The 26521-nt window shown below is 68.3% G+C and carries 19 protein-coding genes; 14 read left to right on the forward strand and 5 right to left on the reverse strand.

What is annotated here, in order from left to right; translation table 11 throughout:
* Positions 1-90 precede the first annotated feature (90 nt).
* The 4 genes from AZL_RS33500 to ada all read left to right on the forward strand — a co-directional run bounded on the left by AZL_RS33500 (position 91) and on the right by ada (position 10672).
* Complete coding sequence (locus tag AZL_RS33500; protein WP_052293705.1) at positions 91-4140, forward strand: type VI secretion system Vgr family protein; 4050 nt, start codon at positions 91-93, stop codon at positions 4138-4140.
* A gap of 32 nt (positions 4141-4172) precedes the next feature.
* On the forward strand, positions 4173-6473 hold the full coding sequence (locus AZL_RS37645) for a PAAR domain-containing protein (RefSeq protein ID WP_012975943.1): 2301 nt from the start codon (positions 4173-4175) through the stop codon (positions 6471-6473).
* Positions 6474-6504: 31 nt separating this feature from the next.
* A complete protein-coding gene (tssH, locus tag AZL_RS18135; RefSeq protein WP_012975944.1) occupies positions 6505-9228 on the forward strand; it encodes a type VI secretion system ATPase TssH in 2724 nt (907 codons plus the stop codon).
* 304 nt (positions 9229-9532) lie between these two features.
* The gene (gene ada, locus AZL_RS18140; protein ID WP_042444190.1) at positions 9533-10672 is read left to right on the forward strand and encodes a bifunctional DNA-binding transcriptional regulator/O6-methylguanine-DNA methyltransferase Ada; all 1140 of its coding nucleotides are present in this window, start codon (positions 9533-9535) and stop codon (positions 10670-10672) included.
* On the opposite strand, the gene AZL_RS18145 is transcribed toward ada, so the two are convergent.
* The 4 genes from AZL_RS18145 to AZL_RS18160 are packed head-to-tail and all read right to left on the reverse strand — an operon-like array spanning position 10621 to position 14431.
* A complete protein-coding gene (locus AZL_RS18145) occupies positions 10621-11439 on the reverse strand; it encodes an ABC transporter permease (RefSeq protein ID WP_012975946.1) in 819 nt (272 codons plus the stop codon). The two genes, ada and AZL_RS18145, sit on opposite strands and share 52 nt — an antisense overlap.
* Positions 11436-12200 (reverse strand): ABC transporter ATP-binding protein, encoded by a 765-nt coding sequence (locus AZL_RS18150; protein ID WP_012975947.1) that lies wholly within the window; start codon positions 12198-12200, stop codon positions 11436-11438. The genes AZL_RS18145 and AZL_RS18150 overlap by 4 nt, the downstream gene beginning before the upstream one ends.
* A gap of 45 nt (positions 12201-12245) precedes the next feature.
* The gene (locus tag AZL_RS18155; RefSeq protein ID WP_012975948.1) at positions 12246-13223 is read right to left on the reverse strand and encodes a YVTN family beta-propeller repeat protein; all 978 of its coding nucleotides are present in this window, start codon (positions 13221-13223) and stop codon (positions 12246-12248) included.
* A complete protein-coding gene (locus tag AZL_RS18160) occupies positions 13220-14431 on the reverse strand; it encodes an ABC transporter substrate-binding protein (RefSeq protein ID WP_012975949.1) in 1212 nt (403 codons plus the stop codon). The genes AZL_RS18155 and AZL_RS18160 overlap by 4 nt, the downstream gene beginning before the upstream one ends.
* 261 nt (positions 14432-14692) lie before the next feature.
* Between AZL_RS18160 and AZL_RS18165 the strand changes: the two genes are divergently transcribed.
* The 6 genes from AZL_RS18165 to AZL_RS18190 all read left to right on the forward strand — a co-directional run bounded on the left by AZL_RS18165 (position 14693) and on the right by AZL_RS18190 (position 20672).
* Positions 14693-15571 (forward strand): transporter substrate-binding domain-containing protein, encoded by an 879-nt coding sequence (locus AZL_RS18165; protein WP_148219472.1) that lies wholly within the window; start codon positions 14693-14695, stop codon positions 15569-15571.
* Positions 15572-15685: 114 nt separating this feature from the next.
* Complete coding sequence (locus AZL_RS18170) at positions 15686-16516, forward strand: quinoprotein dehydrogenase-associated SoxYZ-like carrier (protein ID WP_247894409.1); 831 nt, start codon at positions 15686-15688, stop codon at positions 16514-16516.
* On the forward strand, positions 16513-17529 hold the full coding sequence (locus AZL_RS18175) for a quinoprotein relay system zinc metallohydrolase 1 (protein WP_012975952.1): 1017 nt from the start codon (positions 16513-16515) through the stop codon (positions 17527-17529). Before AZL_RS18170 ends, AZL_RS18175 begins: the two co-directional genes overlap by 4 nt.
* Positions 17530-17754: 225 nt before the next feature.
* The gene (locus AZL_RS18180; protein ID WP_012975953.1) at positions 17755-19509 is read left to right on the forward strand and encodes a methanol/ethanol family PQQ-dependent dehydrogenase; all 1755 of its coding nucleotides are present in this window, start codon (positions 17755-17757) and stop codon (positions 19507-19509) included.
* Positions 19510-19714: 205 nt separating this feature from the next.
* Positions 19715-20143, forward strand: coding sequence for a cytochrome c-550 PedF (pedF, locus tag AZL_RS18185; RefSeq protein ID WP_042444192.1), 429 nt, complete (start codon positions 19715-19717; stop codon positions 20141-20143).
* A gap of 58 nt (positions 20144-20201) precedes the next feature.
* Positions 20202-20672, forward strand: a complete 471-nt coding sequence (locus AZL_RS18190; RefSeq protein ID WP_012975955.1) for a cache domain-containing protein — start codon at positions 20202-20204, stop codon at positions 20670-20672.
* 116 nt (positions 20673-20788) lie between these two features.
* On the opposite strand, the gene AZL_RS18195 is transcribed toward AZL_RS18190, so the two are convergent.
* Positions 20789-22585, reverse strand: coding sequence for a tetratricopeptide repeat protein (locus AZL_RS18195; RefSeq protein WP_042444194.1), 1797 nt, complete (start codon positions 22583-22585; stop codon positions 20789-20791).
* A 200-nt stretch (positions 22586-22785) separates the two neighbouring features.
* Here AZL_RS18195 and AZL_RS18200 point away from each other — a divergent pair, with 200 nt between their 5' ends.
* The 4 genes from AZL_RS18200 to AZL_RS18215 all read left to right on the forward strand — a co-directional run bounded on the left by AZL_RS18200 (position 22786) and on the right by AZL_RS18215 (position 26515).
* Positions 22786-23799 carry a L,D-transpeptidase gene (locus AZL_RS18200; protein ID WP_042444196.1) on the forward strand — a complete coding sequence of 338 codons (1014 nt, stop codon included), beginning with the start codon at positions 22786-22788 and terminating at the stop codon, positions 23797-23799.
* A 100-nt stretch (positions 23800-23899) separates the two neighbouring features.
* Positions 23900-24769 (forward strand): branched-chain amino acid ABC transporter permease, encoded by an 870-nt coding sequence (locus tag AZL_RS18205; protein WP_012975958.1) that lies wholly within the window; start codon positions 23900-23902, stop codon positions 24767-24769.
* The gene (locus AZL_RS18210) at positions 24766-25785 is read left to right on the forward strand and encodes a branched-chain amino acid ABC transporter permease (RefSeq protein WP_012975959.1); all 1020 of its coding nucleotides are present in this window, start codon (positions 24766-24768) and stop codon (positions 25783-25785) included. The genes AZL_RS18205 and AZL_RS18210 overlap by 4 nt, the downstream gene beginning before the upstream one ends.
* Before the next feature lies 1 nt (position 25786).
* Positions 25787-26515 carry an ABC transporter ATP-binding protein gene (locus AZL_RS18215; RefSeq protein ID WP_012975960.1) on the forward strand — a complete coding sequence of 243 codons (729 nt, stop codon included), beginning with the start codon at positions 25787-25789 and terminating at the stop codon, positions 26513-26515.
* The last annotated feature ends 6 nt before the right edge of the window (positions 26516-26521 follow it).

Below are 26521 nucleotides of genomic sequence, written 5' to 3' on the forward strand. Positions count from 1 at the left end.
TCCGGTCATTTCGTCGCCGCCGGAACTTTGGCTCGGCGACGGCCACACAGGAGCAGCCATTCTCCAAACCAGGGCATCAGGGGATTTGCGATGGTGGACCTTGCCGTGCTCCCGCAACCAACGACGGTCACCGTGTTCGCCGAGGGGATCCTCGACGATCCGGCGATCGAGGTGACGCGTTTCACCGAGGTCAGCGGGCTGTCGCGTCTGACCGATCTGATGCTGACCCTGGCCACGCCCAATCTCGGCTCGATCAACGCCGATCTTCTGCTGGGCCGCGCGATCGAGATCGTGGTGGAGACCCCCCACGCCGAGGAGCTGAACATCGTGATGCGGCAGGGCGCGGCCCCGGCCGGCGGCGCGGTGCCGGGCCGCCGCACGCTGTACGGCATCGTGACGGAGATCACCGACGCCGCCCGCGCCAGCGGCGCGTCGATGATCTACGAGCTGCGCGTCCAGCCGCGCGTCGCCAAGCTGGCCCATCAGTCCGGCATGCATCTGCACGCCGATTCCAGCGTTCCCGACACACTCGCGGCCGTGCTGACGCGGGCCGGATTCCAGCGCGATCTCGATTTCGTCTTCCGGCTGACCGGTAATTACCCCAAGCGCAGCTTCGCTTTGCAGTTCAACGAGAGCGACCTCGATTTCCTGACCAGGCTGGCCGAGCATTGGGGAATCGGATTCTTCTTCGAGCATGCCGAAGGGCGCGACATTCTGGTCTTCACCGATGGCGATCCTCTGTGGAAGCGCGGCGCCGTGCCGGTGCTGCCCTTCAACGGCGCCGGGGAGAAGCTCGGCATCACGGAGATCCGCTCGCGCCGCACCCGGTTGCCGAGCCGTTATGTGCTGCGCGACTATAACGCCGACACGCCGGACGCCGACTGGTCGCGCGCCATCACGCTGGACGGGGGCGACGGCACCCAGATCGTGGAATATGCGGCCAATTTCGAGAGCCTCGACGAGGCCGCCCTGCTGCTGAAGGCCCGTTCCGACGCGCTGACGGCGGCGGAGCGGCTGTTCACCGGTGTGTGCGCCGAGGCGGTGATCGACGCGGGCACCCTGATCCAGATCGACGGACATCCCGGCATGGATGGTCTGTGGCTGGCGGTCACCTTGGTGGAGTGCGATTACACCCGGCCGCTCGGCGGCGGCCAGGGCGAGGACCGCATGATCGTGCGCTTCACCGCCGCCCTGTCCGGCCGCAATGTCCGGCCGGAACGCCGCACGCCCAAGCCCCGGATGGACGGGTTGCTCGCCGGCGTCATCGAACCGGAAAGCGACCCGACCTATGCCAAGCTGGATGAACAGGGCCGTTACAAGGTCCGGCTTCTGATCGACGATCCGGCGGAGAACCCGGCGCCCTTCGCCCGCGTGCGCATGGCCCAGCCGCATGGTGGCCAGGGCTATGGCGTGCATTTGCCGTTGCGGCCCGGAACCGAGGTGGTCCTGGCCTTTCTCAACGGCGACCCTGACCGGCCGGTGATCGCGGGGGTGGTGCCGAACGCCCGGCTGGTCAGTCCGATCGACCAGAGCAACAACACCAGCAATGTCATCCGCACCGGTGGCGGCAACCAGATCGCCTTCGAGGACGAGGCGGACGGCGAACGGATCCGTCTGTCGACGCCGCACAAGGACAGCTCGATCCGCATGGGGGCGCCCGACTATCCCGATTCCGGCATCGTGATGCAGACCAAGGCCAGCCTGCATGCCTATCCGGCCTATGGCATGAACGTGGTGGCGCCCTTCGCGGCGGTGTCCGGCGACTATGTCCATCTGTCGGGCCGCAAGAATTCCGTGTTGGCCGGCGCCTCGCCCTTTTCCAGCGCGGCGCGTGGCGCCAAGCCCGATCTGCATGTGCTGGGGGTGGAGGGAATGGCCGCCGACGTCACCCAGGGACTGAACGAATTCCAGACGATCCAGTCGGACCAGCAGGCGAAGACCGACAAGGCCCGCGAGGCGCTGGAAGAGGCGCGCCTCGCCTTTGAGGCGGCGCGCGACGCCGCCGCGACCGTCACCGGAACGCGCGAAGAGGAGGCCGCCGGACTGACGTCGGAGGAACTCGCCCTGTTCGACGACCCCGGCAGCCCGGTGACCTATCCGCTTTACACCGAGGCCCTGGTGGCGTTGCAGACGGCGATCGACAGCGCCGACGTCACCACCGGCACCGCGGTGGACGCGGCCAAGGCCGCCGCCGCCGGGCTGGACGGGCAGGCGCAAGCGCAGGGCATCATCCAGCGGCAGACGGCCATGCTGGCGCAATTGGAATCAGAGGGCGCTTCCCGGATGGCGGTCATGGACGACTACCGTCGGGTCAAAGGTGCCGACGCCACCGTCTTCCTGGCGGAGCGGGAGGCCGCCTACGCCTACGCCGAAGCCGCCGCCGGGGTGATGGAGGCGCTGGCGGACCAGGCCGCCATCGATCACGAGACCCTGCGCGCCGCCCATCGCGAGGCGCTGGATGCCCGTCGGATGCCGTCGAACCTGCCGGACGGCGTCTTTCCCCCGGATGTGATCGAGACCTACCGGCAGGCGGGCCAACGCTTGCTGCGCGCCGCCATCGACCTCGTGCCCGACACGGTGGTGCCGAAGTCGGCGGAGATCGCGGCCGCCAAGACGGCGTATGGCGCGGCGGGCGAGGCGCTGCTGGCGGCGGTTCCTCCGCGCCGGGTCGGCGCGACGGGCTCGCTCGCCGCCGAGATCAATGCCGCCGAGATGTTCGTCGATGCCAAGCTGTCCTGGGCCGAGGCCGGGGCGCGGGCGGCGCGGGCGCGGACCGACGCCGACTCCACCCGCCGGACCTTCGAGCAGGCGCGCGGCAAGCGTCGGACCGACGCGCCGGTCACGCGGTTCCCACCCAGCCTCCAGGGAAGCTACGACACCTTCGTCGAGGCCAGCGACACGGTGCTGTCCTCGTCCGATTCATCCGACGCCCGCGACAGCATGCTGGTCTCCCAGGCGCTGGCCGCCATGGACACCTTGGCCCCCGTCTTTCCCAGCGGGGACAATGCGCTGCCCTTCATCATCGCCGCCGAGGTGATGCACTATTCCGGCGTCCTCAGCACCGCCTTCCAGTATGAGAGGGCGCGGCTGAAGCTTCAGCGGATGGAGCTGGACAGACGGGCGACCGCCGACGCTTTGCAGGCGCTCGACCGTTTCCAGGCGGGTACCGCCGACCCCTCGGCATCGACGTCCGACATGATGCGGGCCTTGCAGGAGGCGGCCATCGCCTTGGAGCGCCTGCGCGACCTGTCGCGCAACGCCGCCTGGGCGGCGGCGGCCGAAGGGGTGGAGACGCTTGCCCAACACAGCGGAGCCACCAGGAGCAGCCTGTCGGGCGAGGCGGGGGGCAGCGTCTTCACGCGTGGCGGCAAGACCAGTTTCCTCGAGCTTGGTTCCGACAACTCGGTTCATCTTCGGGCCGGGGAGCGCATCCTGCAAAGCGCCGGCATGATCGCCATCACGGCCAATGGCGACGAAGGGACCGGCAAGGACCGCCGGAAGCGGCGCATGGACGAGCGTCGGGACGAGCGTCGGGACGAGTGTCGGGACGAGAGGCGGGCCGGGATGAGGAACGGAACGGGCAGGTCGGGCAAGGACGACGACACCGTACCGATCACCGAGGCGGTCGGGCAGGGGCCCGACAGCGCGCCGCCGGCCGCCGCCGCCGGCACCGTGCTGGTCAGTGGCGGGGCCCGGGTGGTGCTGAGTTCGCAAGGACAGGTGGAGGCCGCCGCCCCGACCGTCACCATCGGCAGCGACAGCCTCAACGCCGTGGCGACGAAGTCGGTCAGTCTGGGCTGCGCGGCCGACACCGACGCCGCCAAGACGGCCGGAATCGAGATCACCCCGAATTCCATCACCTTCACGGTCGGCGACACGACCATCAGCATGACCGAGAGCGGCATAACCCTGTCCGCCGACAGCATCGCGCTGAACGGCGACGGAGCGGTGAGCCTGGCGTCCGGCGGCGTGATCGTCCTGACCTCGCTCAGCACCCAGATCATCGCCGCGCTCGACGTGTCCACCATGGCCACGAACATCAGCAGCATGGGGGTGATCTGCGAGACCCTGGCGGTGTCGGTCGACACGATGGCCGCCGTCAACGCCTCGACCCTGGCGCCCTTCGTCACCATCAACTGAACCGGCCAGACCGAAACCGGAGGAGGATCGTCATGGTGATCGGTGGCCCCGCCGCGCGCGTCGGCGATATGCATGTTTGCCCGATGTTCACGGGCATCATCCCCCATGTCGGGGGCCCGGTCATGCCGCCGGGCGCCGTGAACGTGATTGTCGGTGGGATGCCGCAGGCGATGGTGGGCAATCCCTGCCTGTGCAACGGGCCGCCCGACGCCATCGCGACCGGGGCGCCAACCGTGCTTGTCCATGGCTTCCCGGCGGCGGTGATGGGCAGTCTGACGATCCACGGCGGCGTGGTGACCACCGGCTTCATTCCGGTGGAGATCGGCGTGGGTTTCGCGGCTCTCGCCGGGCTGGCGCGTTCGGCCGCCGGCAAGCTGGGTGTCGGCGGCGCCAAGACGGTGGCCAGCAAAGCCGGCACCACAACCGCGAAAACGTCGCTCGACAACGAGATCAGCGCGCTTTTCACCTCGGGCTGGCGCAATCGGGCGGACATGACTCCCGATGAGGTGGCGCGCTTCGGGGTGAAGGATCTCGCGGAAACGCTGGCCGACACCACGATGGACGACGCCACGCGCGCCGGCCAGAAATGGTCGGCGAAGACGATGACCAGGAGCAATCGGCTGCCCCTGCGCACCCGCATCGAGCTGGCGATCAAGAATCCGCGGCTCACCTACCGCAAGCTGTTTCCCAAGACCGACGATCTCTATGATGCGCCGCTGGAGGGCCTGTCCGGCCGTTTCGCCGGAAATGGCGACAAGGGCGTCCTGAAGTCGCTGGAGAAGGCGATCCGCGGCATGCCGGCGGATGTCCGGAAGTCCTTCAAGGACTATACCGACGCGTGGCGCGGGCGCTTTGGCAGGACGGCCGATGGCCAGCTCCCGGCGATCCGGCCGTCCATCGGCAACGCCATCAAGCGGAATGCCGACCAGTATCTGATGAACGATGGTCAACTGGCGCCTTGGATGCGGGAATCGCTTGGCGACGCGAGCAACGAGGCCCGCCAGCGCTTGTCGCAGCGGCTGTTCGCCGGCGGCGACAGGCTCGATCTTCCGCCGGAGACTCTCGACCGGCTGTCCAGGCGGTTGAGTTCGTCGTCCAGCGGCTCGCACATGAGCGAACAACTGCGGCTGAGTTCCTCGTCAAGCAGTTCGGACCTGAGCGAACAATTGTCGGAGTTCAGCCGCCTGCGCCAGGACATGGAGGCGCAGGGCTTCTTCGACGAGGCTTCCCAGACCCGTGCCGGCTTCTTCGAGCGCACCGGTGACCTTTTCAACGATGCATCCCGTCAGGCCGGCGAAAAAACGAAGAAACTGCGCGAGGCCTATGAGAAGCAATCAAACATTCGTGCGCTGAGACGCAGGCAATATGATGAACCAACCATTGGCGAGATTCTGACGTCTCCGGTCGATAACCTGCCACGATATTGGCGCGCCACGAGAAAGCAGTCGCAGGATGCCAGCTTCTATGGCAAAAGGTTTGCAAGAAGCACCTATAAATACGGGATAACCGACGCCTTCCAGGGACGCCATCTGCTCACCAGCGACATCGGGCGTCAGAAACTGAAATGGCTGGCCTATTACAACCTTCGCGACGCAGGAAAAAGCGGGCTCGAGAAGGTCGCCGCGGTGCCGGGAAAACTGGCCAAGCTGTCGGACGATATCGTCAAGGCTCCCGGCAAGCTGGCCGGCGCCGTCAAGTCGCGTTGGCGGTCGCGGCCCCTCGGACAGCAGGCGGACCGCATCTCGGTGTGGGGGGGCGACCGCCCCATTCAGTACAACTACCGCTCGGCCTATTGGAACCGCGCCAGCATGGACGCCCCGACCGAGGCTGCGGTCGCCAGCGACAGGAGCGATCCGATCCTGTCGTCCTTCCAGCGTTCGCAGTCGGAGATTTGGGAGCAGCGCCGCGCCGTAACCCGGTTCCGGAGCGCCGGCTGGTCGACCCTGCCTGAATCCTCGCTCGACCGTCTGTCCGAGAGCTCCACCGGACGCTCGATCCTGGGGGAGATGCAGAGGCGCAGCCCGGCCGATCTTCCGCCCGGCTCGCCGGAGGGGGCACACCGCTTCCTCGACACCCTGAACAGGACGAGGCCGAGTTCGGTTGCCGAGGAATCGCCGAGCCGCTTCGGTGACGACACCGGCTATGAGCCGTACGGCATGGCATCGGAGGGGACCGGGACGGTGACGGATGGCGTGCGCCGCTCATCGCCATCGCCATCGCCATCGGCCTCGGCATTGTTCCGGTCGGATAAACGCGGGCGCGCCAATTCGGCACCCGAACCCTCCCGATGGGGAGACGACACCGGATACGAGTGGAGCGACCCAGTCGGTTGAGACGATCAACGAGGCGAGAAGGAATGAATCCATGGTGTCTGTCGATCTTCAGGGCCTGATTTCGCGTCTGCATCCGGTTTGCCGGCGGTCTCTGGAGGCTGCTGCGGGTCAGACGCTGTCGCGCACGCATTACAATTGCGAGATCGAGCACTGGCTTCTCCAGCTGATCGGCGCCGCCGACGGTGACGTTTGCGCCATCCTGCGTGTCTACGAGATCGACGCCGGGCGTCTGTCGGCCGACCTGACGCGGGTTCTGGACAAGCTGAAGACCGGCAACAGCCGGGCGCCGGCCCTTTCGCCCGCCCTCGTCCAGCTGATGCGCGAGGCCTGGGTCCTGGCCTCCCTGCAATATGGCGAGGGGGCGATCCGCTCCGGCCATCTGCTGGCCGCGCTGCTGTCGGACGACTCGCTGTCGGCCCAGGCCCGCGACATGTCGGGCCAGTTCGCCAGGATCAGCGCCGAGGCGCTGCGCCGCGACCTGCCCGGGATCGTCGCCGACACGGCGGAGGCGCGGACCGGCGCCGCGGCCGCCGCGGCCGCGGCCGGAGGCGGTGGCGCCGCGGGCGGTGCCGCGAAGGCCGGCGGGGCGACCCCCAACCTCGACCAGTACACCATCGACCTGACCGAGCGGGCGAAGGCCGGCGGGATCGACCCGGTGCTCGGCCGCGACGCCGAGATCCGCCAGATCATCGACGTGCTGACCCGCCGCCGCCAGAACAACCCGATCCTGACCGGCGAGGCCGGCGTCGGCAAGACGGCGGTGGTGGAGGGCTTCGCGCTGCGCATCGCCGCGGGCGACGTGCCGCCCGACCTGCGCAACGTCCGCCTGCTGTCGCTCGACCTCGGGCTGCTCCAGGCCGGCGCCGGCATGAAGGGCGAGTTCGAGAACCGGCTGAAGGGCGTGATCGACGAGGTGAAGGGGTCGAGCCAGCCGATCATCCTGTTCATCGACGAGGCGCACACCCTGATCGGCGCCGGCGGGCAGGCCGGGCAGAACGACGCCGCCAACCTGCTGAAGCCGGCGCTGGCGCGTGGCGAGATGCGCACCGTCGCCGCCACCACCTGGGCCGAGTACAAGAAATATTTCGAGAAGGACCCGGCGCTGACCCGCCGCTTCCAGGTGGTGAAGGTGGAGGAGCCGGCTGAGCCGGTCGCCGTCGACATGATGCGGGGCCTGACCGCGACGCTGGAGAAGCACCACAAGGTCCGCATCGTGACCGAGGGGCTGATCGAAGCGGTCCGGCTGTCGAGCCGCTACATCCCGGCGCGCCAGCTTCCCGACAAGGCGGTCAGCCTGCTCGACACCGCCTGCGCCCGCGTGGCGATGAGCCAGACCGCCACCCCGCCGGCCATCGAGGACCGCCGCCGCACCATCCAGCTGACCGGGACCGAGCTGGCGATCCTGGAGCGCGAGCAGGCCATCGGCATCGACCATGCCGAGCAGGTGGCGGCGCTGAAGGACAGGATCGCCGCCACCGAGGCCGATCTGGCGGCGCTGGAGGCGCGCTGGACCAGGGAGCTGGAGCTGGTCAAGACGATCAACGGCACGCGCGATCAGCTGGTCGCCGCGCACGAGCGGGCGAAGGCGCAGGCGCGGGGCGCCGAGGGCGCCGCCACGGCCGAGCCGCCTGGCGCCGAGCCGCTCGACGCCGAGCCGCTCGACGCCGAGGCGCTGACCGCCCGGCTTTCGGCGCTGACCGCCGAGCTTTCGGCGGTGCAGGGCGAGGATCCGCTGGTCAAGGTGGCGGTGGACGGGCAGGCGGTGGCCGAGGTGGTCGCCAACTGGACCGGCGTCCCGGTCGGCCGCATGGTGTCGAACGAGATCAGGACCATCCTGTCGCTGGCCGACCGCATGAAGGAGCGGATCATCGGCCAGGACCATGCGCTGGACGCCATCGCCCAGGCGATGTGGACCAGCCGGGCCAAGCTGACCGACCCGCGCAAGCCGATCGGCGTCTTCCTGATGGTCGGCACGTCCGGCGTCGGCAAGACCGAGACGGCGCTGACGCTGGCCGAGCTGATCTATGGCGGCGAGCAGAACGTCACCACCATCAACATGACCGAATACAAGGAGGAGCATAAGGTCTCGCTTCTGCTGGGCTCTCCTCCCGGCTATGTCGGCTTCGGCGAGGGCGGCGTGCTGACCGAGGCGGTGCGGCGCCGGCCCTACAGCGTCGTGCTGCTGGACGAGCTGGAGAAGGCCCATCCCGGCGTGCAGGACATCTTCTTCCAGCTGTTCGACAAGGGCACGATCAAGGACGGCGAAGGCCGCGACATCGACTTCAAGAACACCGTCATCATCATGACGTCGAACGCCGGCACCGACCTGATCCACAAGCTGTGCGCCGACCCGGAGACCGCGCCGGACGCCGACGGGCTGCTGGAGGCGCTGCATCCGGAGTTGCAGAAGAGCTTCAAGCCGGCCTTTCTCGGCCGCTGCACCGTCATTCCCTATTTCCAGCTGTCCGACGAGAATCTGAAGAAGATCGTCGTGCTGCAACTGAACCGCATCGCCCGGCGGGTGGCGCGGAATTACAAGGCGGCCTTCTCCTATTCCGACGATCTGGTCCAGGGCATCGTCGACCGTTGCCGGGAGGTCTCCAGCGGCGCCCGCAACATCGAGACCATCCTGAACCGCACGCTTCTGCCGGAGATGTCGTCGCGCATCCTCGCCCGCATGGGCGACGGCGAGCCGATCACCCGCGTCCATGTCGCCGTCGATGGCGAGGACCGCTTCGTCTACGACATCGCCTGACATGGCGGGGCCCGACATGGCGGAGCCCGACTTGGCGGAGCCCGACGCGGGAGAGCCAGGGGCGGCCGGGGAAAGCGGCGGGCCGTGATGCCCGTCACCGCGGCCGCTCCGGCAAGCCGAAACCACCGGTGATCCAACCATATCCCGGTATCGATATGCCATCCGAGGGGCTCGATCTGTCCTTTCCGCCGGGGAGGATCGAATTTGAAAGCAAGCGGCGGAGTGTGACGGCCGGTCAAGCGGGTCAGAGTGCACCCTCATCGCGCCATGGAACCTGTTAAGGTTCATGCAAGGAGAGGGAGAGATGGCAAGCGCACGCGACGACATCACGGAGTCCAACATCATCGAGGCCGAACGGGATCGCTGGGAGGCGTTGCGCCGCCGCGATCCCGCCGCCGATGGGCTGTTCGTCTACGCGGTTCGCAGCACCGGCGTCTATTGCCGGCCAAGCTGCGCCGCGCGGCCGGCGCGGCCGGCGAATGTCGTCTTCTATGCTACCAACGCCGAGGCGGAGCGGGCGGGCTTCCGCCCCTGCAAACGCTGCCGGCCCGACGGGCCGAGCCAGGGTGATCGGCGGGCCGAGGCCGTCGCCCGCGCTTGCCGTCTGATCGAAGAGGCGGAGGACGCCCCGCGATTGGAGGATCTCGCCGCTGCGGCGGGGATGAGCCCGCACCACTTCCACCGCATCTTCAAGCAGGTGACCGGGGTCACCCCGCGCGCCTATGTTGAAGCCCAGCGCGCCGCCCGCGTCGCCGACGCGTTGCGGCAGGCCGGCAGCGTGACCGAGGCGATCTATGAGGCCGGCTATGGCTCCTCCGGACGCTTCTATGAAACCGCCGGGGCGCGGCTGGGAATGACGCCCACCAGCTACCGCAAGGGCGGGGTGGGCCAGACGATCCGCTTCGCGGTCGGCGGCTGCGCGCTCGGTTCGATTCTGGTGGCGGCGACGGAGCGCGGGGTGTGTGCGATCCTGCTCGGCGATGATCCCGATATCCTGCTGCGCGATCTACAGGACCGCTTTCCCAAAGCCGAGCTGATCGGCGGCGATGCCGCCTTCGAGGCGACGGTGGCGCAGGTGGTGGGGTTCGTCGAGGCGCCGGGGACCGGGCTGACGCTGCCGCTGGACATCGGCGGCACCGCCTTTCAGCAGCGCGTGTGGCAGGCGTTGCGCGCCATTCCGGCCGGCCGGACCGCCAGCTATGCCGAGATCGCCACCGCCATCGGCGAGCCGGCGGCGGTGCGGGCGGTGGCGCGGGCCTGCGGCGCCAACCCGCTTGCCGTCGCGATTCCCTGTCATCGGGTGGTGCGCTCCGACGGCGGCCTGTCCGGCTATCGTTGGGGTATAGAGCGCAAGCGGGACCTGCTGGAGCGCGAGCGCGGGATTGCCGCGCCTCACCCCGCCGCCGAGGGTCCCCGCGATCCCATGCCGCGCGCCGGTGAATAGCCGCGCACCGCCAGCGCGGCGAACAGCAGGGTGGCGCCGGTCACCGCGGCCAGCGCCAGCCCGTCGATTTGCCCATGGAGCGCGAAACGGATCAATTCCACCCCATGGGTGAAGGGATTGACGCTGCACAGCCACCACAACAGCGGGCCCGCCTCCTCCATGCGGTAGAGCGGATAGAGGGCGGAGGACAGGAAGAAGAGGGGAAAGACGACGAAATTCATCACCCCGGCGAAATTCTCCAACTGGCGGATGGTGGAAGCCAGGACCATGCCGAGCGCCCCCAGCATCAGCCCGTTGAGCAGCAGGGCCGGGAGCACGGTCAAAGGCGCCCAGACCGGAAGATCGATGCCATAGAGCCTGACGATCAGCAGGAAGGCCGCCACCTGGAGAACCGACACCACCACCCCGCCCAACAGCCGCGCGACCAGCAGGAAGGCGCGGGGCAGCGGACTGGTCAGCAGGATGCGCATGCTGCCCATCTCGCGGTCATAGACCATCGACAGCGAGCCCTGCATGCCGTTGAACAGCTGGATCATGCCGATCAGCCCCGGCACGATGTAGACCTCGTAAGGGATGTAGGTCTCGTAAGGCGGGATGATGGCGATGCCGAGCGCCGCGCGGAACCCGGCGGCGAAGACGAACAGCCACACCAGCGGCCGCACCAGCGCGCCGAGGAAGCGTTCGCGCTGATGGATGAAGCGCAGCACCTCGCGCGCGACGATGCCGCAGAAAGCGGTCCACCATACCTTCAGGTGCCCGCCATTCATGCCGCGGCCTCCGCATCGGCGGCCGGACGGCCGGCGGTCAGCCGGTCGAAACTCTCCGCCACGGTGGCGCAGCCGGTTTCGGCATTGACCGCGGCGACCGGTCCGCTGGCGCGCACCCGGCCGCGGTGAAGGACCACCACATGGTCGGTGGCGGGGTCGATCTCGTCGATCAGGTGGGTCGCCCACAGCACGGCGATGCCGTCCTCGGCGCACAGGGCATGGACATGGCCGATCAGGGTGCGGCGGGCCGGAATGTCCAGCCCGACGGTGGGCTCGTCCAGCAGCATCAGGGTAGGGCGGTGAAGCAGGGCGCGGGCGATCTCCACCCGCCGGCGATGGCCGCCGTTCAGGGCGCGGATCTTTTCCCCCCGCCGCTCGAACAGGGACAGGCGGGTCAGTTCCGTCTCGATCCGCCGGTCGGCCTCCTGGCGGCCGACGCCGTGCAGGGCGGCGAAATAGCGCAGATTCTGCGACACCGTCAGGTCGAGGTCGAGGGTCGGCTGCTGGAACACCACGCCCAGCCGGGCCAGCGCCTTTCCCGGCGCCCGCACCATGTCGTGACCATGGATGCGCACCCGCCCGGCGGTCGGCCGCAGCAGGCCGGTGGCGAGCGCGAACAGCGTGCTCTTCCCCGCCCCATTGGGGCCGAGCAGGCAGGTGAAGGCGCCGGGCATCACGCGGAAGCCGACATCCTCCAGCGCCGGGCGGTTGCCGCCATAGCTGTGGCGCAGCCCCTCGACCTCCAGTGCCGGCACCGTCATTCCACCGTTCCTTTCCGCCCCAAAGCCTCCCAGCCCCCCCGTGACTCACCCCTTGACCGCGACGCCCCAGGGATAGCGGCCGACCTTGACCGTCTTGGTCACCTTCAGACTGTCGACATCGATCACCGACACGTCGCCGCTGACCCCATTGGTGGTGTAGAGCGTCTTCTGGTCCGGCGTCAGGGCCAGTTGCCAGACGCGGCGGCCGACCAGCAGATAATCCTTCACCTCGAAGGTCTTGGCGTCCACCACCGCGACATGGTTAGCCGGGCCGAGCGCCACGAAGGCATAGCGGCCGTCATCGGTCAGCTTGACGCCCACCGGCTGGATGCGGTCCTTGGCGACGCCCTTGATGTGGAAATCGACGACCTTCCTCACCTGTCGGCTGGCGGTGTCGATGACGCTGACGGTGCCGCCGATCTCGGACGACACCCACAATTGCGCGCCGTCCTTGGTGAATTGGGCATAGCGTGGGCGGGGGCCGACCAGCGTGTTGTCGACGACCGCGCGCTTCTCCATGTCGATCCAGTGGACCATGCTGGTCGTCTCGGAGGTGTTGACGCCCCAGCGGCCGTCCGGGCTGACGTCCATCCCCTCCGGCTCGACCCCGACATCGACCTGGAAGGCGACCTTGCGGGTCGGCACGTCGACCACGGTGACGATGTTGCTGTCCTCGTTGGCGATGAACAGGCTCTTGCCGTCGGGGCTGAGGGCGAACTGTTCCGGATCCTCGCCGGACGGCAGATTGTGGACGATCTTCTTGCTGGCGAGATCGAGCACCTGCACCGCATGGTCGTCGCTGGCGCAGATGAACAGCTGGGTGCCGTCCTTCGACAGGGTGATGCCGCGCGGGCGCTTGCCGACCTTGATGGTGTCGGTGACCGTCATCGTCTTGCCGTCGATCACCGACAGCGTGTTGTCCTTCTCGTTGGACACATAGATGGTCTGGGCCGAGGCCACCGATGCCAGAAGCGTGGCGGCCAGGGCGGCGACGGAAATACCGGTGAGGCGGGCGGCGGTCATGGCGTGGTTTTTCCTCGCGTCTTGCAGAGCGTTTCCGGTTGGTCGTAGCCCAGGCTGTCCAATTCGGTGCGTGGATGCAGGAATCCCTCCTGCGGCGACACCGACACCAGCGAGCGGTCGGCGGCGAGCAGCACCGGCTGGCGCAGCTGGCCGTCCCATGGCCGCAGGCTGAGCGGAGCGCCGCGGAAGGCGGACATCGTGAAGTCGGGCGACTGGATGACGGTGATCAGGCGGTCGGGGTCGGCGGTTCGCGCGCGCGCCGCGGCCTCCCCCACGACACGGACGGCGGTCCAGTCATTGTGGTCGCGCGCGGTCATCGGCCGCTTGGCCGAGGTCTTGAAGCGGGATTGCAGCTGTGCCGCCCCCCATTGTTCGTGGGTGCGGTGCCAGACGGTGGGAACGAGGCCCTGGGTGCCGGCGACCGGACGCGGATCGGCGGTGCGGTAGGAGAGATAGTCGCCGAACTCCCCGACCTCGTCGGCGACGATCAGCACGTCATAGGCCTTGGTCTGGGTGAAGACCGGGATTTCCGATTCCGCGGTGCGGTTGACGTCGCTCTCGGCGGTCCAGCTCTTCTCGGCGACGATCTGGGCGCCGAAACGCTTGGCGGCGCGGCGGACGGCGTCGGCATAAAGCTTGTCCTCCGGGCGGCGGCCGGTGACCAGGAACCAGCGCGGCCAGCGCTTCTTCACCAGATATTGGCCGAGCGCGTCGGCCAGCATCGCCCGGCTGGGCGCCACATGCAGGAGGTTCGGGGTGCAGGCGGCGCCGCGCAGGACATCATCCGGCGCGGTGGCGTTCAGCAGCAGCAGGGTGCGCGCCTCCGGCAGCTTCGACAGCGCCTCCACCGTGGCGCCGGGCGCGTCGATGATGATGAAGCGGTCGCCGCGTCCGGCCAGGTCGCGCAGGGCGGCGGCGGCATCGCCGTCCGGCGCCACCGCGACGCTGTCGAGCACGAAGGATTGCTTGAGGAACTTGCCGGTCGTGTTGTTGTCGGCGATGGCGAGCGTGGCCCCGGCTAGTCCGTCATCCGCCGCCGGCTCGTCTGGATTGGCGACGGAGGGCGGCGGTTCCGGCGTTTGCGACAGGAAGCCGATGCGGATCTCCGTCACCGACTGGGCGGAGGCGCCGGTGCAGGCCAGCAAGGCGGCGCCGAGCGCCGCCAGCGAGAGGCCGCGGAGAAGACGGGGCAGGCGGAGCGTGGTCATCGGGTTCCGGCCATTTCTGCCGTTGGTTCTTCCGTTGGGGTGCCAACAGTTTGGTGTGCAGCCTATCCGGTGAATTTCCGTTGCGGAATGCGACTATGGAAGCATGGACAGGGGGAGGGGGGAAAAGGGGGAATGGGGCCGGACCGCATGATCCGTTGGTTGGACGGCCAACCTGTACGAAAGTCCAATTATTCGTGTTGCTGATGGATTGCTATCCTGGCCACCCGTTTCATGAAGCCTCCACCATTGCCGGAACCTGCCATGGCGCCCATCTCCCGCCGCCGCTTCCTGTCCGGACTCGCCGCCAGCTGTGCGGCCGGGGCGATGGCGTCCACATTGACCGTTCCGACCGCCTCCTCCGCCCGGCCGCTGGACGAGGTGATGGAGCGTGGCCGGCTGCGTGTCGCGGTCTATCGCGACTTTCCGCCCTTCTCCTTCCAACGCGATGGCAGGCTGGTCGGCATCGATGTCGATCTTGCGCGGGCGATCGCGGAGAAGCTGGGCGTCAAGCCCGACATCTACGAGCAGATTCCCGGGGAAACCGTGTCGGACGACCTGCGCGTCGCGGTGTGGCGCGGCAGCCTGTTCGGCGGCGAGCTTGCCGACATCATGATGCACATCCCCTATGACAAGCGCTTCGGCCTGATGAATCCGGAAGCGGTGCTGTTCGGCCCCTATCATCAGGAGGTGTTCGCGCTCGCCCGCGACCCGCAGCGGGTGCGGTCCGCCGTGCTGGCGACCCTGCCGGACGAACCCATCGCGGTGGAGATCGACAGCGTTCCCGACTTCTTCCTGCTTAGCCTGCAAGGGGGCCGGCTGCGCGGCCGCATCATCCATTGCCCGACGCCCGAAGCCGCCATCGGCAAGCTGACCTCGGGCGAGGCCGCCGCGGTGCTGGCGCCGCTCAGCCAGGTGCAGGCGGCGCTGGGGCCGCAGGCGGAGCGGTTCCCGGTCACCACCGTGGCCTTGCCGGGCATGATGACGTCCAACTGGAGCATCGGCATGGCGACCAAGGAGAATTCCCGCGATCTCGCCTACAGCGTCGGCGATGCGGTGGCGGCCCTGACCGAGGATGGGACGATGGGAAGGATCTTCGCCGCCTATGGCGTCACCCATAGCTCGCCGCCGCTGGTGGAGTGAGGACGATCGAGAATTTCCCCGCTGGGGGCAGAGGGGAAAACAGCTGTTCGGGAGATGGTCATGCGACAGGCGTTGCTCGGTGGGTGTCTTCTCGGCGGGCATGTTGGCGCGGCAATGATGCTGCTGGCTGTCCCCGCCCTCGCCGCGCCGTCCCCCGCCGATCCGCTGAAGTCCGTGATGTGGGAGACGCTGCGCGACCAGTATTTCGCCGGGGCGCCGGTCGTGTTCGACAACGCGGTCAAGGTCACCGCCCCCGCGTCGGCGGAGGACACGCGCGCGGTGCCGCTCTCCGTCGATGCCACGGCGCTGGGGCGGGTGGTGGAGATGGTGGCCATCGCCGATCTCAACCCCTTTCCGCTGGTGCTGCGCTATCATCCCGGCACAGCCGCGCCCTACATCGCCACCCGGATCAAGATTCAGCAGGCCACCGCCGTACGCGGGGCCGCGCGGACCGCCGACGGGGTGTGGCATGTCTCCGGCGTGCTGGTCGATGCGGCCGGCGGCGGTTGCAGCGCGCCGCCGGCGTCCTACGCCCAGAAGGATTGGGCCGACCATGTCGGCGAGGTGCAGGCCCGGCTGTGGCCGTCGGACAGTGACGGGGTGGCGCGGCTGCGCCTGCGCATCCGCCACCCCAACGACACCGGCCTCGTCGACGGCATCCCCGCCTATTTCATCGAGACGCTGGAGGTGGAGGCTCAGACGCCAAGCGGCGCCTCCTCCGCCCTGGCGCGGATCGACAGTCTGGAGCCGGTGTCGGAAAACCCGGTCTATTCGCTGGACCTGCGTCCGCCGCCCGACGCCAGCGCGCTGGTGCTGCGCGGCCGGGACAACCAGGGGGGCGATATCCGGGCGACCATCCCGATGCCGCCGGCCGGCGCCCTGCCGGCGATGAGGCCGGCGATGTCGCTGAAGCCCGTCGATCAGCCTTGGAGTGTCGGGCAATGAGGATGCCGCTATTGCGCCGGCTGGCGCTGACCGTCGGCGTCGCCGCCATACTGACCTTCCTTGCGGCCCCGCCGGCCGTGACCCAGACCATGGCCCAGGCCGGGACGCAAACCACGGCGCAAACCACGACGCAAACCATGGGGCGGCTGACCTACGACCTGAAGCCGAGGCGGATCGCCCCCGATACCTATGTCTTCGAGGGATCGACCAAGCATTTCACCCGCGCCAACGGCGGCAACATCCTGAATTCCGGCTTCATCGTCACCGCCGACGGGGTGATCGTCATCCAGACCGGTCCCTCCCGCCGCTATGGCGAGGAGATGCGCGCCGCCATCCGCAAGGTCACCGACAAGCCGGTGCGGAAGGTCTTCATCAGCAATCTGCATCCCGACTATTGGCTGGGCTCCCAGGCTTTCGCCGACGTGCCGATCGCCGCGCTGCCCGGCACCATCGCCGGCATCCAGGAGGAAGGAAGCGGCATCGCCGAGAACATGTACCGGCTGGTCGGCGACTGGATGCGCGGGACCGAGGTGACGGTGCCGACCGAGGCTGTCCATGGCTCGACCGTCAGATTCGGCGACCACCGCCTGCGGCTGATCCCGCTGAGCGGGCACACCGCCGCCGACCTGATGATCCTGGACGAGACCACCGGCGTGCTGTTCGCCGGCGGGGTGGTCTTCTGCGACCGAACCCCGACGACACCCCACGCCACCGTCGCCGACTGGCTGAAGGAACTGGACGCCGTCGATGCGCTCGACATCCGGCTGCTGGTTCCCAACCATGGGCACATCCGCGCCGACAAGGCCTGTGTTGCCCAGACTCGCGATTGGCTGACCTGGCTGGACGGCGGCTTGCGCCACGCCGTCTCGTCCGGCCTGGATATGGCGGAGGCGCTGGAGCTGCCGATTCCCGAGCGGTTCCAAGTGCTTGACGTGTTGCGGGAAGAGTATCGCCGCTCGGTCGCCCATCTCTGGCCCAAGATCGAGCAGGCCAGCCTGCCGCGGGTCAATTGATCCGTCGGCGGCGTGACGCTTGCGCCTGCTACTATCAGACAATTTACCCGGCAGATCATCCGCCTACACTGCCGATATCGTCAGCGATGCGGTCTCTTCGACCGCCAAGAGCTCGAAAGAACCGCCCCGATCCCGTTTCCCGCCGCCGGACCCGCCCGTCCGGCGGCAACGGACGGGTCTTGTCCGGGCGGTGCCGTCATCATCAGTAATGGGAGGCAACCGCACATGAAGCGCCTGGTAACACGTCTCGCCCTGGCAGCCTCGCTGACCGCGTTCGGCGCCACCGGCGTCCTGGCCGCAGATGGCCCGTCCAGCGACGATCTGCTGAAGAGCGCCACCAACACCGAAGCGGTCCTGACCTATGGCATGGGGCCGCAGGCCCAGCGCTTCAGCCCGCTGACCGACCTGAATGCCGACACCGTGAAGAAGCTGGTGCCGGTCTGGTCCTTCTCCTTTGGTGGCGAGAAGCAGCGCGGGCAGGAAGCCCAGCCCATCATCTATGACGGCACCATCTACGTCACCGGCTCCTATTCCCGCCTCTATGCGGTCGATGCCCGCACCGGTCACAAGAAGTGGGAATACAACCACCGTCTGCCCGACGGCATCATGCCCTGCTGCGACGTGGTCAACCGCGGTGCCGCGATCTACAAGGACAAGATCTATTTCGCCACGCTGGACGCCCGCCTCGTCGCGCTGAACCGCGAGACCGGCAAGGTGGTGTGGAACAAGAAGCTTCAGGAATACAAGGAAGGCTATTCCAACACCGCCGCCCCGCTGATCATCGATGGCAAGATCATCACCGGCAATTCCGGTGGCGAGTTCGGCGTGGTCGGCATGGTGGAGGCCCGCGATGCCGAAACCGGCGAACTGGTCTGGCAGCGCCCGACCATCGAAGGCAACATGGGCACGCTGAACGGCAAGGACTCGACCGTCACCGGCAAGACCAACGCCAGCTGGCCGGGCGACATGTACAAGACCGGCGGCGGCGCCACCTGGCTTGGCGGCACCTATGATCCGGAGACCAAGACGCTGTTCTTCGGCACTGGCAACCCGGCGCCGTGGAACTCGCATCTGCGTCCGGGCGACAACCTCTATACCTCCTCGACCCTCGCCATCAATCCGGACAATGGCGAGATCAAGTGGCATTACCAGACCACGCCGCATGACGGCTGGGACTTCGACGGCGTGAACGAGTTCGTGTCCTTCGACCTGAACAAGGACGGCAAGGTCATCAAGGCCGGCGGCAAGGCCGACCGCAACGGCTTCTTCTATGTCATCGACCGCAACACCGGTAAGCTGATCAACGCCTCGCCCTTCGTCACCAAGATCACCTGGGCCAAGGGCATCGACATCGAGAGCGGCCGTCCGATCTACAACGACGACAACCGCCCCGGCGCCCCGACCGAGGGCGGCGGCGAAGGCAAGGGTAAATCGGTCTTCGCGGCTCCCGCCTTCCTCGGCGCCAAGAACTGGATGCCGATGGCCTACAACCCGCAGACCGAGCTGTTCTATGTCCCGGCCAACGAGTGGGGCATGGACATCTGGAACGAGCCGATCACCTACAAGAAGGGGGCGGCCTATCTCGGCGCCGGCTTCACCATCAAGCCGCTGTATGACGATTACATCGGCGCGCTCCGCGCCGTCGATCCGAAGACCGGCAAGATCGTCTGGGAATACAAGAACCCGGCGCCGCTGTGGGGCGGCGTGCTGACCACCGCCGGCAACCTCGTCTTCACCGGCACGCCGGAAGGCTATCTGAAGGCCTTCGACGCCAAGTCCGGCCAGGAGGTGTGGAAGTTCCAGACCGGCTCCGGCGTGGTCGGCAGCCCGGTCACCTGGAAGATGGATGGCGAACAATATGTCGCCGTCGTCTCCGGCTGGGGTGGCGCGGTGCCGCTGTGGGGCGGCGATGTCGCCAAGCTGGTGAAGGATATCAACCAGGGCGGCTCGCTCTGGGTCTTTAAGCTGCCGAAGGCCTGACCGCGGACTTGGCCGAACGGGATGGGGCGGGCCGGAGTGATCCCGTCCGCCCCATCCCGTTTCGGTGATTCAGGCAGTCATATTCGGCACATATCCGGCAATCTGCTACCATAGTCCAATTATTCGTGTGTCCATCTGCTGATAAATTCAGACCATGCGAAGCAAAAGCCGCCGGTCGGCTAGAAACAGAGGGAACGTCTTTCTCATGAATGCATGGATTGTTCGGCTTGCGGCCGCGATTGGTTTGATCGGTGCCGTAGCGCTTCCCGGTCTGGTTTTCGCCCATGGCGATGTCGTTCCGCAGCCGGTCGACACCACCGGGCTGGAAAAGCTGGGGGACAAATGGCGGGACAGCAATCCCTTCCGCGGCAATCAGCGCGCCATCGAGATCGGCGCGTCGGCCTTCAACCAGAACTGCGCCCGCTGCCATGGGCTGGGCGCGGTGTCCGGCGGCATCGCTCCCGACCTGCGCTATCTGGAGAAGGGCGACGCCGGCGACGAGTGGTTCAAGGAGCGGGTCACCAACGGCTCGATCCGCAACGGTGTGACCTATATGCCGAAGTTCGGGGATGCTCTGGGACAGGAGGCTTTGTGGTCGATCCGCTCCTGGCTGGAAACCGTGCATGAGGACTGACCCCCTGCCGGATCATAGGTCTTTTTCTACCAAATTTTACCATCCAAGGTGGTCATCCATGATTCGCAGAACCATTCGCGGAACCGCATCCCTGGTCGCCGTCGCGGCGGCCCTGCTGACCGTTCCCGCCGTCGCCGCCGATCACGCCACGCCGGAACAGGCCAAGTCGCTGGTCGCCGAGGCCGTCGCCTATCTGAAGGCCAGGGGGCCGGACGAGGCGACCAAGGCCTTCCAGGATCCCAAGGGCAGCTTCCGCCGCGGCGAGCTGTATGTGTTCGTCTTCGACACCGACGGCCGTTACGTCGCCTCCGGCGCCAACCCGAAGCTGGCCGGCTCCGACGCCGCCCAGTTGAAGGATGCGGAAGGCAAGCCCATCGTCCAGGCGATGATCTCGGAGACCAAGGACAAGCCGAACGCCGTCATCGACTATGTCTGGCTGAACCGCCAGACCAACAAGGTCGAGCACAAGCATTCCTACGTCACCCGCGACGGACGCTACATCATCGGGGCGGGAACCTACGATGAGTGACGGGCTGACAAGGCCACCGCAGCCTGTCGGCTGAACCGCCACCGCCCGGCTCCCGCATGAAGAGTCTCCTCATGCCGGGCCGGGCGGTGCCGTTTGGAAGCCGCGTTGACGCTGTCTCAGAACAGTCCCTGCGCCTCCAGCGCATAGTCCAGCAGCTTTTCCACCGACCGCGCCCGGTCGGCCGTGTCGGCGAAGCGGGTGCGGGCCGCCTGCGACGCTTGCGCCCGCGCGGCGCTGTCCTGCCCAAGCGCCGCGGCGCGTTCGACGAAGGCGGTCTCGTCGGCGACGGTCATCGCCGCGCCGACGACGCCGGCGACGTCGCCCTGGGCATAGGTCACCACCGGCAGCCCATCGGCCAGCGCGAAGGCGGCGCTGCCGCCGCCACCCTGGCGCGGCGGGTTCAGATAGACGGTGGCGACGCCATAGAGCCCGCGAATGCCATCGACATCGCCCAGCGCCAGCATCCGCGCCGCGTTGCGGGCGGCCGCGATCCGGCCGGGCAGCTCCGACACCGCGCCGGCGAAGGCGATCCGCCCGTCCGGAACGTGGTCGAGAAGGCGGTCGAGCGTGTCGATGAAGTCAGGACCGACCTCCTGATCCAGCCGGTTGCCGACGACGACATAGAGAGGGCCATCCGCCGGCAGGCCGAAATCGGCGCGGCTGCGGGCCGGGCCGGCATCGGGCAGGGACCAGCCGAAGGAGAAGGGGCGGAACCGTGCCCGCGCCTCCTCCGGCCAGCCGTCCGCGCTGTCCTCCGGCGCATAGCCGAGCAGGAGCGTGGCGAGCGACGGCGGCAGGCCGCTGGAGGTCGGCAGGAACACCACGGGCCGGCTGCGGGCGAACAGGTCGGCCACCGTGTTCGACCCGCCGAAGGCGATGATCACGTCGGGGTCGAAGCGCTCCACCGCATCGACGATGGCGGTCAGCTTCTCCTCGTCGAAGCGCGGCTGCGGGAAGGAGACCATGCGCACCATGGCGCCGTGGGCGGTGATGGTCTGCTCGCCCACATACTCCTCGGTGACATTGTAGCTGTATTCGGGAACGAAGCCGTTCTCACCCTCCACCGCCATGGCGTTGGGGTTGACGATCAGCACCTGGCGGCCATGGTCGTCCTGGAGCCGGCGGGCGTAATCGAAGGCGTCGGCCGTCGGCTGGTGCCCCTCGCCCAGCATCTGGTTGGTGATCAGCGCCACCCGACCGACCGCGGTGCGGGGGGTGGAGCGTCGAATGTGGGCGTCCAGGCCGTAGCGGCGCGCCGTCTCCTCCACCAGCAGGCGGTAGAAGCGCCGGAACTCGTCCCGGGTGAAGGCGCCGACGTCCCCCGTCCGCGCATCGCCCTGGAACAGCCGCATGGCGATGCCCCAATAGGCGTAATGCATGGACGGCACGGAGAAGCGCAGCGGATCCTCCAGCGCGGTGGTCACCAGGGTCCGGTAATGGGCGATGTCGCCGCTCAGCAGGAACAGCAGCGACTGGCGCCGCATCACGTCGCCCATGGAATAGCGGGCATCGACCTCCGCGGCGGCGGCGGCGCGGATCTCGTCGTCATAGCGGCGGATCAGGTTGGCCAGGGCGCCGACATTGCCCCAGCCTTCGCCCTCGTTGGTCAGCAGGGTCACCGCGCGGGCGAAGCTCAGCGCCGCCTCGCGGTGGCGGCCGGAGGCGTGCAGGGCATGGCCCAGATTGGCGTGGAACAGGGCGGAGCCGTCATCGCCGGCCACGGCCTGGGCGATCCGGTCCGCGGCCTCCTCCGGCCGTCCGGATTGCAGGGCGATGACCCCCAACAGATGCAGGGCGTCGGGATGGCCGGGCGAGGCATCCAGCACGTCGCGGTACAGCCGTTCGGCCTCCGCGGTGCGGCCGGCGCGGTGATGTTCCGTCGCGACGGCCAATGTCTGCTCGATCTGGTCCATGATGCACGTCCTCGCTGTCGGGGCGGCCGCCATTTTCCCGGAGACCGTCGTCCCATGCTGTTTACCCTGTTTTAGGGGACACGCGGTCAACTTTCCGCATGCACGGCTCCACGATCATGGGGGGAGGACGCGGCCGCGTCGGCGCCTCCCGACCGACAACAGCCTTCACCGTCCTCCTGGTACGGTGTCTTTTCTGGGGCTTGCTCGCCCTCACCGGCGCCGCAGACGCCGGCGCGGGCCAGTCTGGCGCGGTCGCCTCCGATTCGCCCTCGATCGCCATAAGCCTCGCCGACCGCCGCCTTTACCTGACCGGGTCCGATGGCGCGACCCGCAGCTTTCCGGTCGCCATCGGCCGTCCGGGGGTTCCGATTCCCGTCGGCGGCAGCAGCATCCGGCGCAAGCGCCGCGATCCCACCTGGCGGCCGACCGCCAACCAGCGACGGGACAACCCGGCCCTGCCGCGGGCGGTGCCGCCGGGACCGCACAACCCGTTGGGAAAATTCGCGCTCGATCTCGGCTGGCCGGCCATCGCCATCCATGGCACCAACGACCCGGAGTCGATCGGGACACGGGCGAGCGGCGGCTGCTTCCGCATGCTGCCCGCGGACATAGAAACCGTCTTCGCCGCCACGGAGGTCGGCACCCCGGTGCGGGTGGTGCGGGAGTCGCTGGGCGCCAACACCATCGCCGACACCATCGCCGTCAATGTCGCCGCCAATGTCGCCACGCAGCGGCCGGCGAAAGCGGTGCCGGTGGCTGCGCCCTTGCCGCCGGTCGCGACGGCCCCGCCGTCCCCGCCGCGCCCTGTCCCTTCGGTGCCTGTCGCCGTCATCGCGCCGCCGGAGCCACCGCCGGCCCCGATCCCCGACCCGCGCTGCGCCACGGTCACGGCGCCGCTGCGGCGGATGATCTGCGACGTTCCGGATCTCGCCCTGATCGATGGCCGTGCCCGCGCCATGCAGGACCGCTTCCTGGGCGGCATCGCCGATCCGGCCGCCCGCTCCGCCGCGGCCTATGAACTGATCCAGGACGAGCGGCGCTTCCATGAGCGGATCGCCGCCCTGTGCTGGGTCCGCAGCGGGACTGAGGGCGATCCGGCGGTCGCCGCCGCCGCGCGCTCCTGCCTGACGACGGCGCTCGACCGCCGGCTGGACGAGATGGCGGAGCGCATCGCGGCCCAGCATGATAGGCCCCGGCTGGCCGGCGGGCCATGACGGCAAAGGACGAATCGCGCCGCCGGCGGCATTCGGCCTTGCCTGGGCCTCCGGGGACTGCTAACCCGCAGAGCCCAACCGTTCGGACAATCCGCCGCCCATGCCGATCGACTATTACCTCAACATCGCGGCCTCCGGCCTGCTGACCGGCCTGGTCTATGGGCTGGCGGCCCTAGGGCTTTCGGTCATCTTCGGCGTGGTGCGGGTCGTCAACTTCGCCCATGGCGAAATGATGGTCGCCGGCATGTATGGCGCCGTGCTGCTGGGCGGCTGGATCGGGCTGGACCCGCTGCTGTCGGCGCCGATCATGGCGGCTCTGCTGTTCGCCTGCGGCTGGCTGCTCCAGCGCGGGCTGGTCAACAAGTTCGTCGAGCGGCCGGAGCACATGCAGTTCATCCTGCTGCTGGGTGTCGCCACCGTCCTGGTCAACGCCATGCTGATGCTGTTCGGACCGGACGCCCGCAACGTCCAGGTGCCCTACAGCTTCGACACGGTGGAGATCGGGCCGATGCTGCTGGATGCGGTGCGGCTGCGCGCCGGGGCGGCGGCCATCGTCGTGGCGGCGGCGCTGTTCGCCTTCTTCCGCTTCAGCCGCACCGGCAAGGCGATCCGCGCCTGCGCCGACAATCCGCTGGGCGCCCGCGTCGTCGGGCTGAACATCGACGGGCTCTATGCGCTGACCTTCGGCATCGGCGCCGCGGTGGTCGGGGTGGCGGGCGCGCTGATGACGCTGCTGGTCGACGCCCGGCCGCAACTGGCGCCGGAATACACGCTGCTCAGCTTCATCATCGTCATTGTCGGCGGGCTTGGCAGCCTGCCCGGCGCGCTGCTGGGCGGTGTGCTGATCGGCATGTCGGAGGCGCTGGCCGGCTTCCTGCTGACGCCCTCCCTGAAATCCCTGTTCAGCTACGGGGTTCTGATCGTGGTGCTGCTGCTGCGCCCGCAAGGGCTGTTGGGGAAACGGTCATGAGCGGGCTCTCGGCATTGTCGTCCTCGGGCGTGACCGGGCGCGGGCTGGCGCTGCTGGCGCTGGCGGCGCTGGGTCTGGCGGTGGCGCCCTTCGTCGCCGACCGTTATCTGCTGTCGGTGCTGACCACCGTGCTGTGGTTCGCCTATGTCGGGCAGGCCTGGAACGTGATGATGGGCTTTTCCGGCCTGCTGTCGCTGGGCCATGCGCTGTATGTCGGGCTGGGCGCCTATGTCAGCGCCGCCCTGTTCGTCCATTTCGGCATCGGTCCCTGGGCCGGCATGCTTCTGGCGATGCTGGTCGCGGTGGCGGCCGGCTGCGTCATCGGTTTCCTCGGCTTCCGCTTCGGGGTGAAGGGCGTGCATTTCGCCCTGCTGACCATCGCCTTCGCCGAGGTGGCGCGCATCGGCTTCGACCACATCACCTGGGTCGGCGGCTCCGGCGGCTTCTTCCTGCCGGTGGAGGCGGGGGCGAGCGATCCGCTGAACCTGCGCGGCTCGCCGGTGCTGTTCTATTACGTGGCGCTGGCGCTGGTCGTCGGGGCGCTTTTGCTGTCGCGCGCCCTGCTGCACAGCCGCCTTGGCTATCAATGGCTGGCGGTTCGCGAGGAGCCGGATGCGGCGGAGGCGTCGGGCGTCGACCTGTTCCGCGCCCGGATGGCGGCGGTGGCGGTGTCGTCGGCCCTGACGGCGCTGGGCGGAGTGTTCCAGGCCTTCTACTTCAACAATTTGTTCCCGGAGCAGGTCTTCTCCATGGGCCGCTCCATCGAGATCATCCTGCCGGCCATCGTCGGCGGCATCGGCACCCTGGTCGGCCCGATCCTCGGGGCCTTCATCCTGACCCCGCTGGGCGAGGCGCTGACCTTCCTGATCGAGGCCGGCGGGCTGGACCTGCCCGGCCTGAAACAGCTGTTCTATGGCGCGGCGCTGGTGGCGATCGTGGTGTTCCGGCCAGAGGGGGTGTGGCCCTGGCTGGCCCGCCGCCTGCGTCTTGTCCGTCAGCCGGGGGAGGGCGCCTGAGATGACCGCCTTGCTTGAGATCGAGCGCCTGTCGAAGCGGTTCCGCGGACTGAAGGCGGTGTCGGAGGTCGGTTTCTCGGTCCCCGAGGGGTGCATTCTCGCCCTGATCGGCCCGAACGGCGCCGGCAAGACCACCACCTTCAACCTGATCGCCGGGGTTTTCCCGCCCGACGAGGGGCGGGTGACGCTGAAGGGCCGCAACCTGACCGGGCTGAAGCCCAATCTGGTCTGTGCCGCCGGGATCGGCCGCACCTTCCAGATCGTCAAGCCCTTCGGCCAGCTGACGGTGGAGGACAATGTCGTCGTCGGCGCGCTGGCCCGCGAGCGTTCGGTGGAGGCGGCGCGGATCCAGGCCCGCGTCGTGCTGGAGCGGCTGGAGCTCGCCGATCAGGCCAACCGCCCGGCCCGTAGCCTGACCTTGCCCGACCGCAAGCGGCTGGAGGTCGCCCGCGCGCTGGCCACCCGTCCAACCCTGCTGCTGCTGGACGAGGTGCTGGCGGGACTCCGCCCCACCGAGGTCGACCGCATGGTCGAGGTCCTGCGCGACCTGAACCGGCGCGAGGGGCTGACGATCCTGATGATCGAGCATGTGATGCGCGCGGTGATGGCGCTCTCCGACCGTGTCGTCGTGCTGGATCATGGCGAGAAGATCGCCGACGGCGTCCCGGCGGAGGTCGTCGCCGACCCCCGCGTCGTCGAATCCTACCTGGGCGCCGAAGCGCTGGAGTGAGCCCCG

Origin of the sequence: Azospirillum sp. B510, assembly GCF_000010725.1 — a bacterium.
Classification (GTDB): Bacteria; Pseudomonadota; Alphaproteobacteria; order Azospirillales; family Azospirillaceae; genus Azospirillum; species Azospirillum lipoferum_B.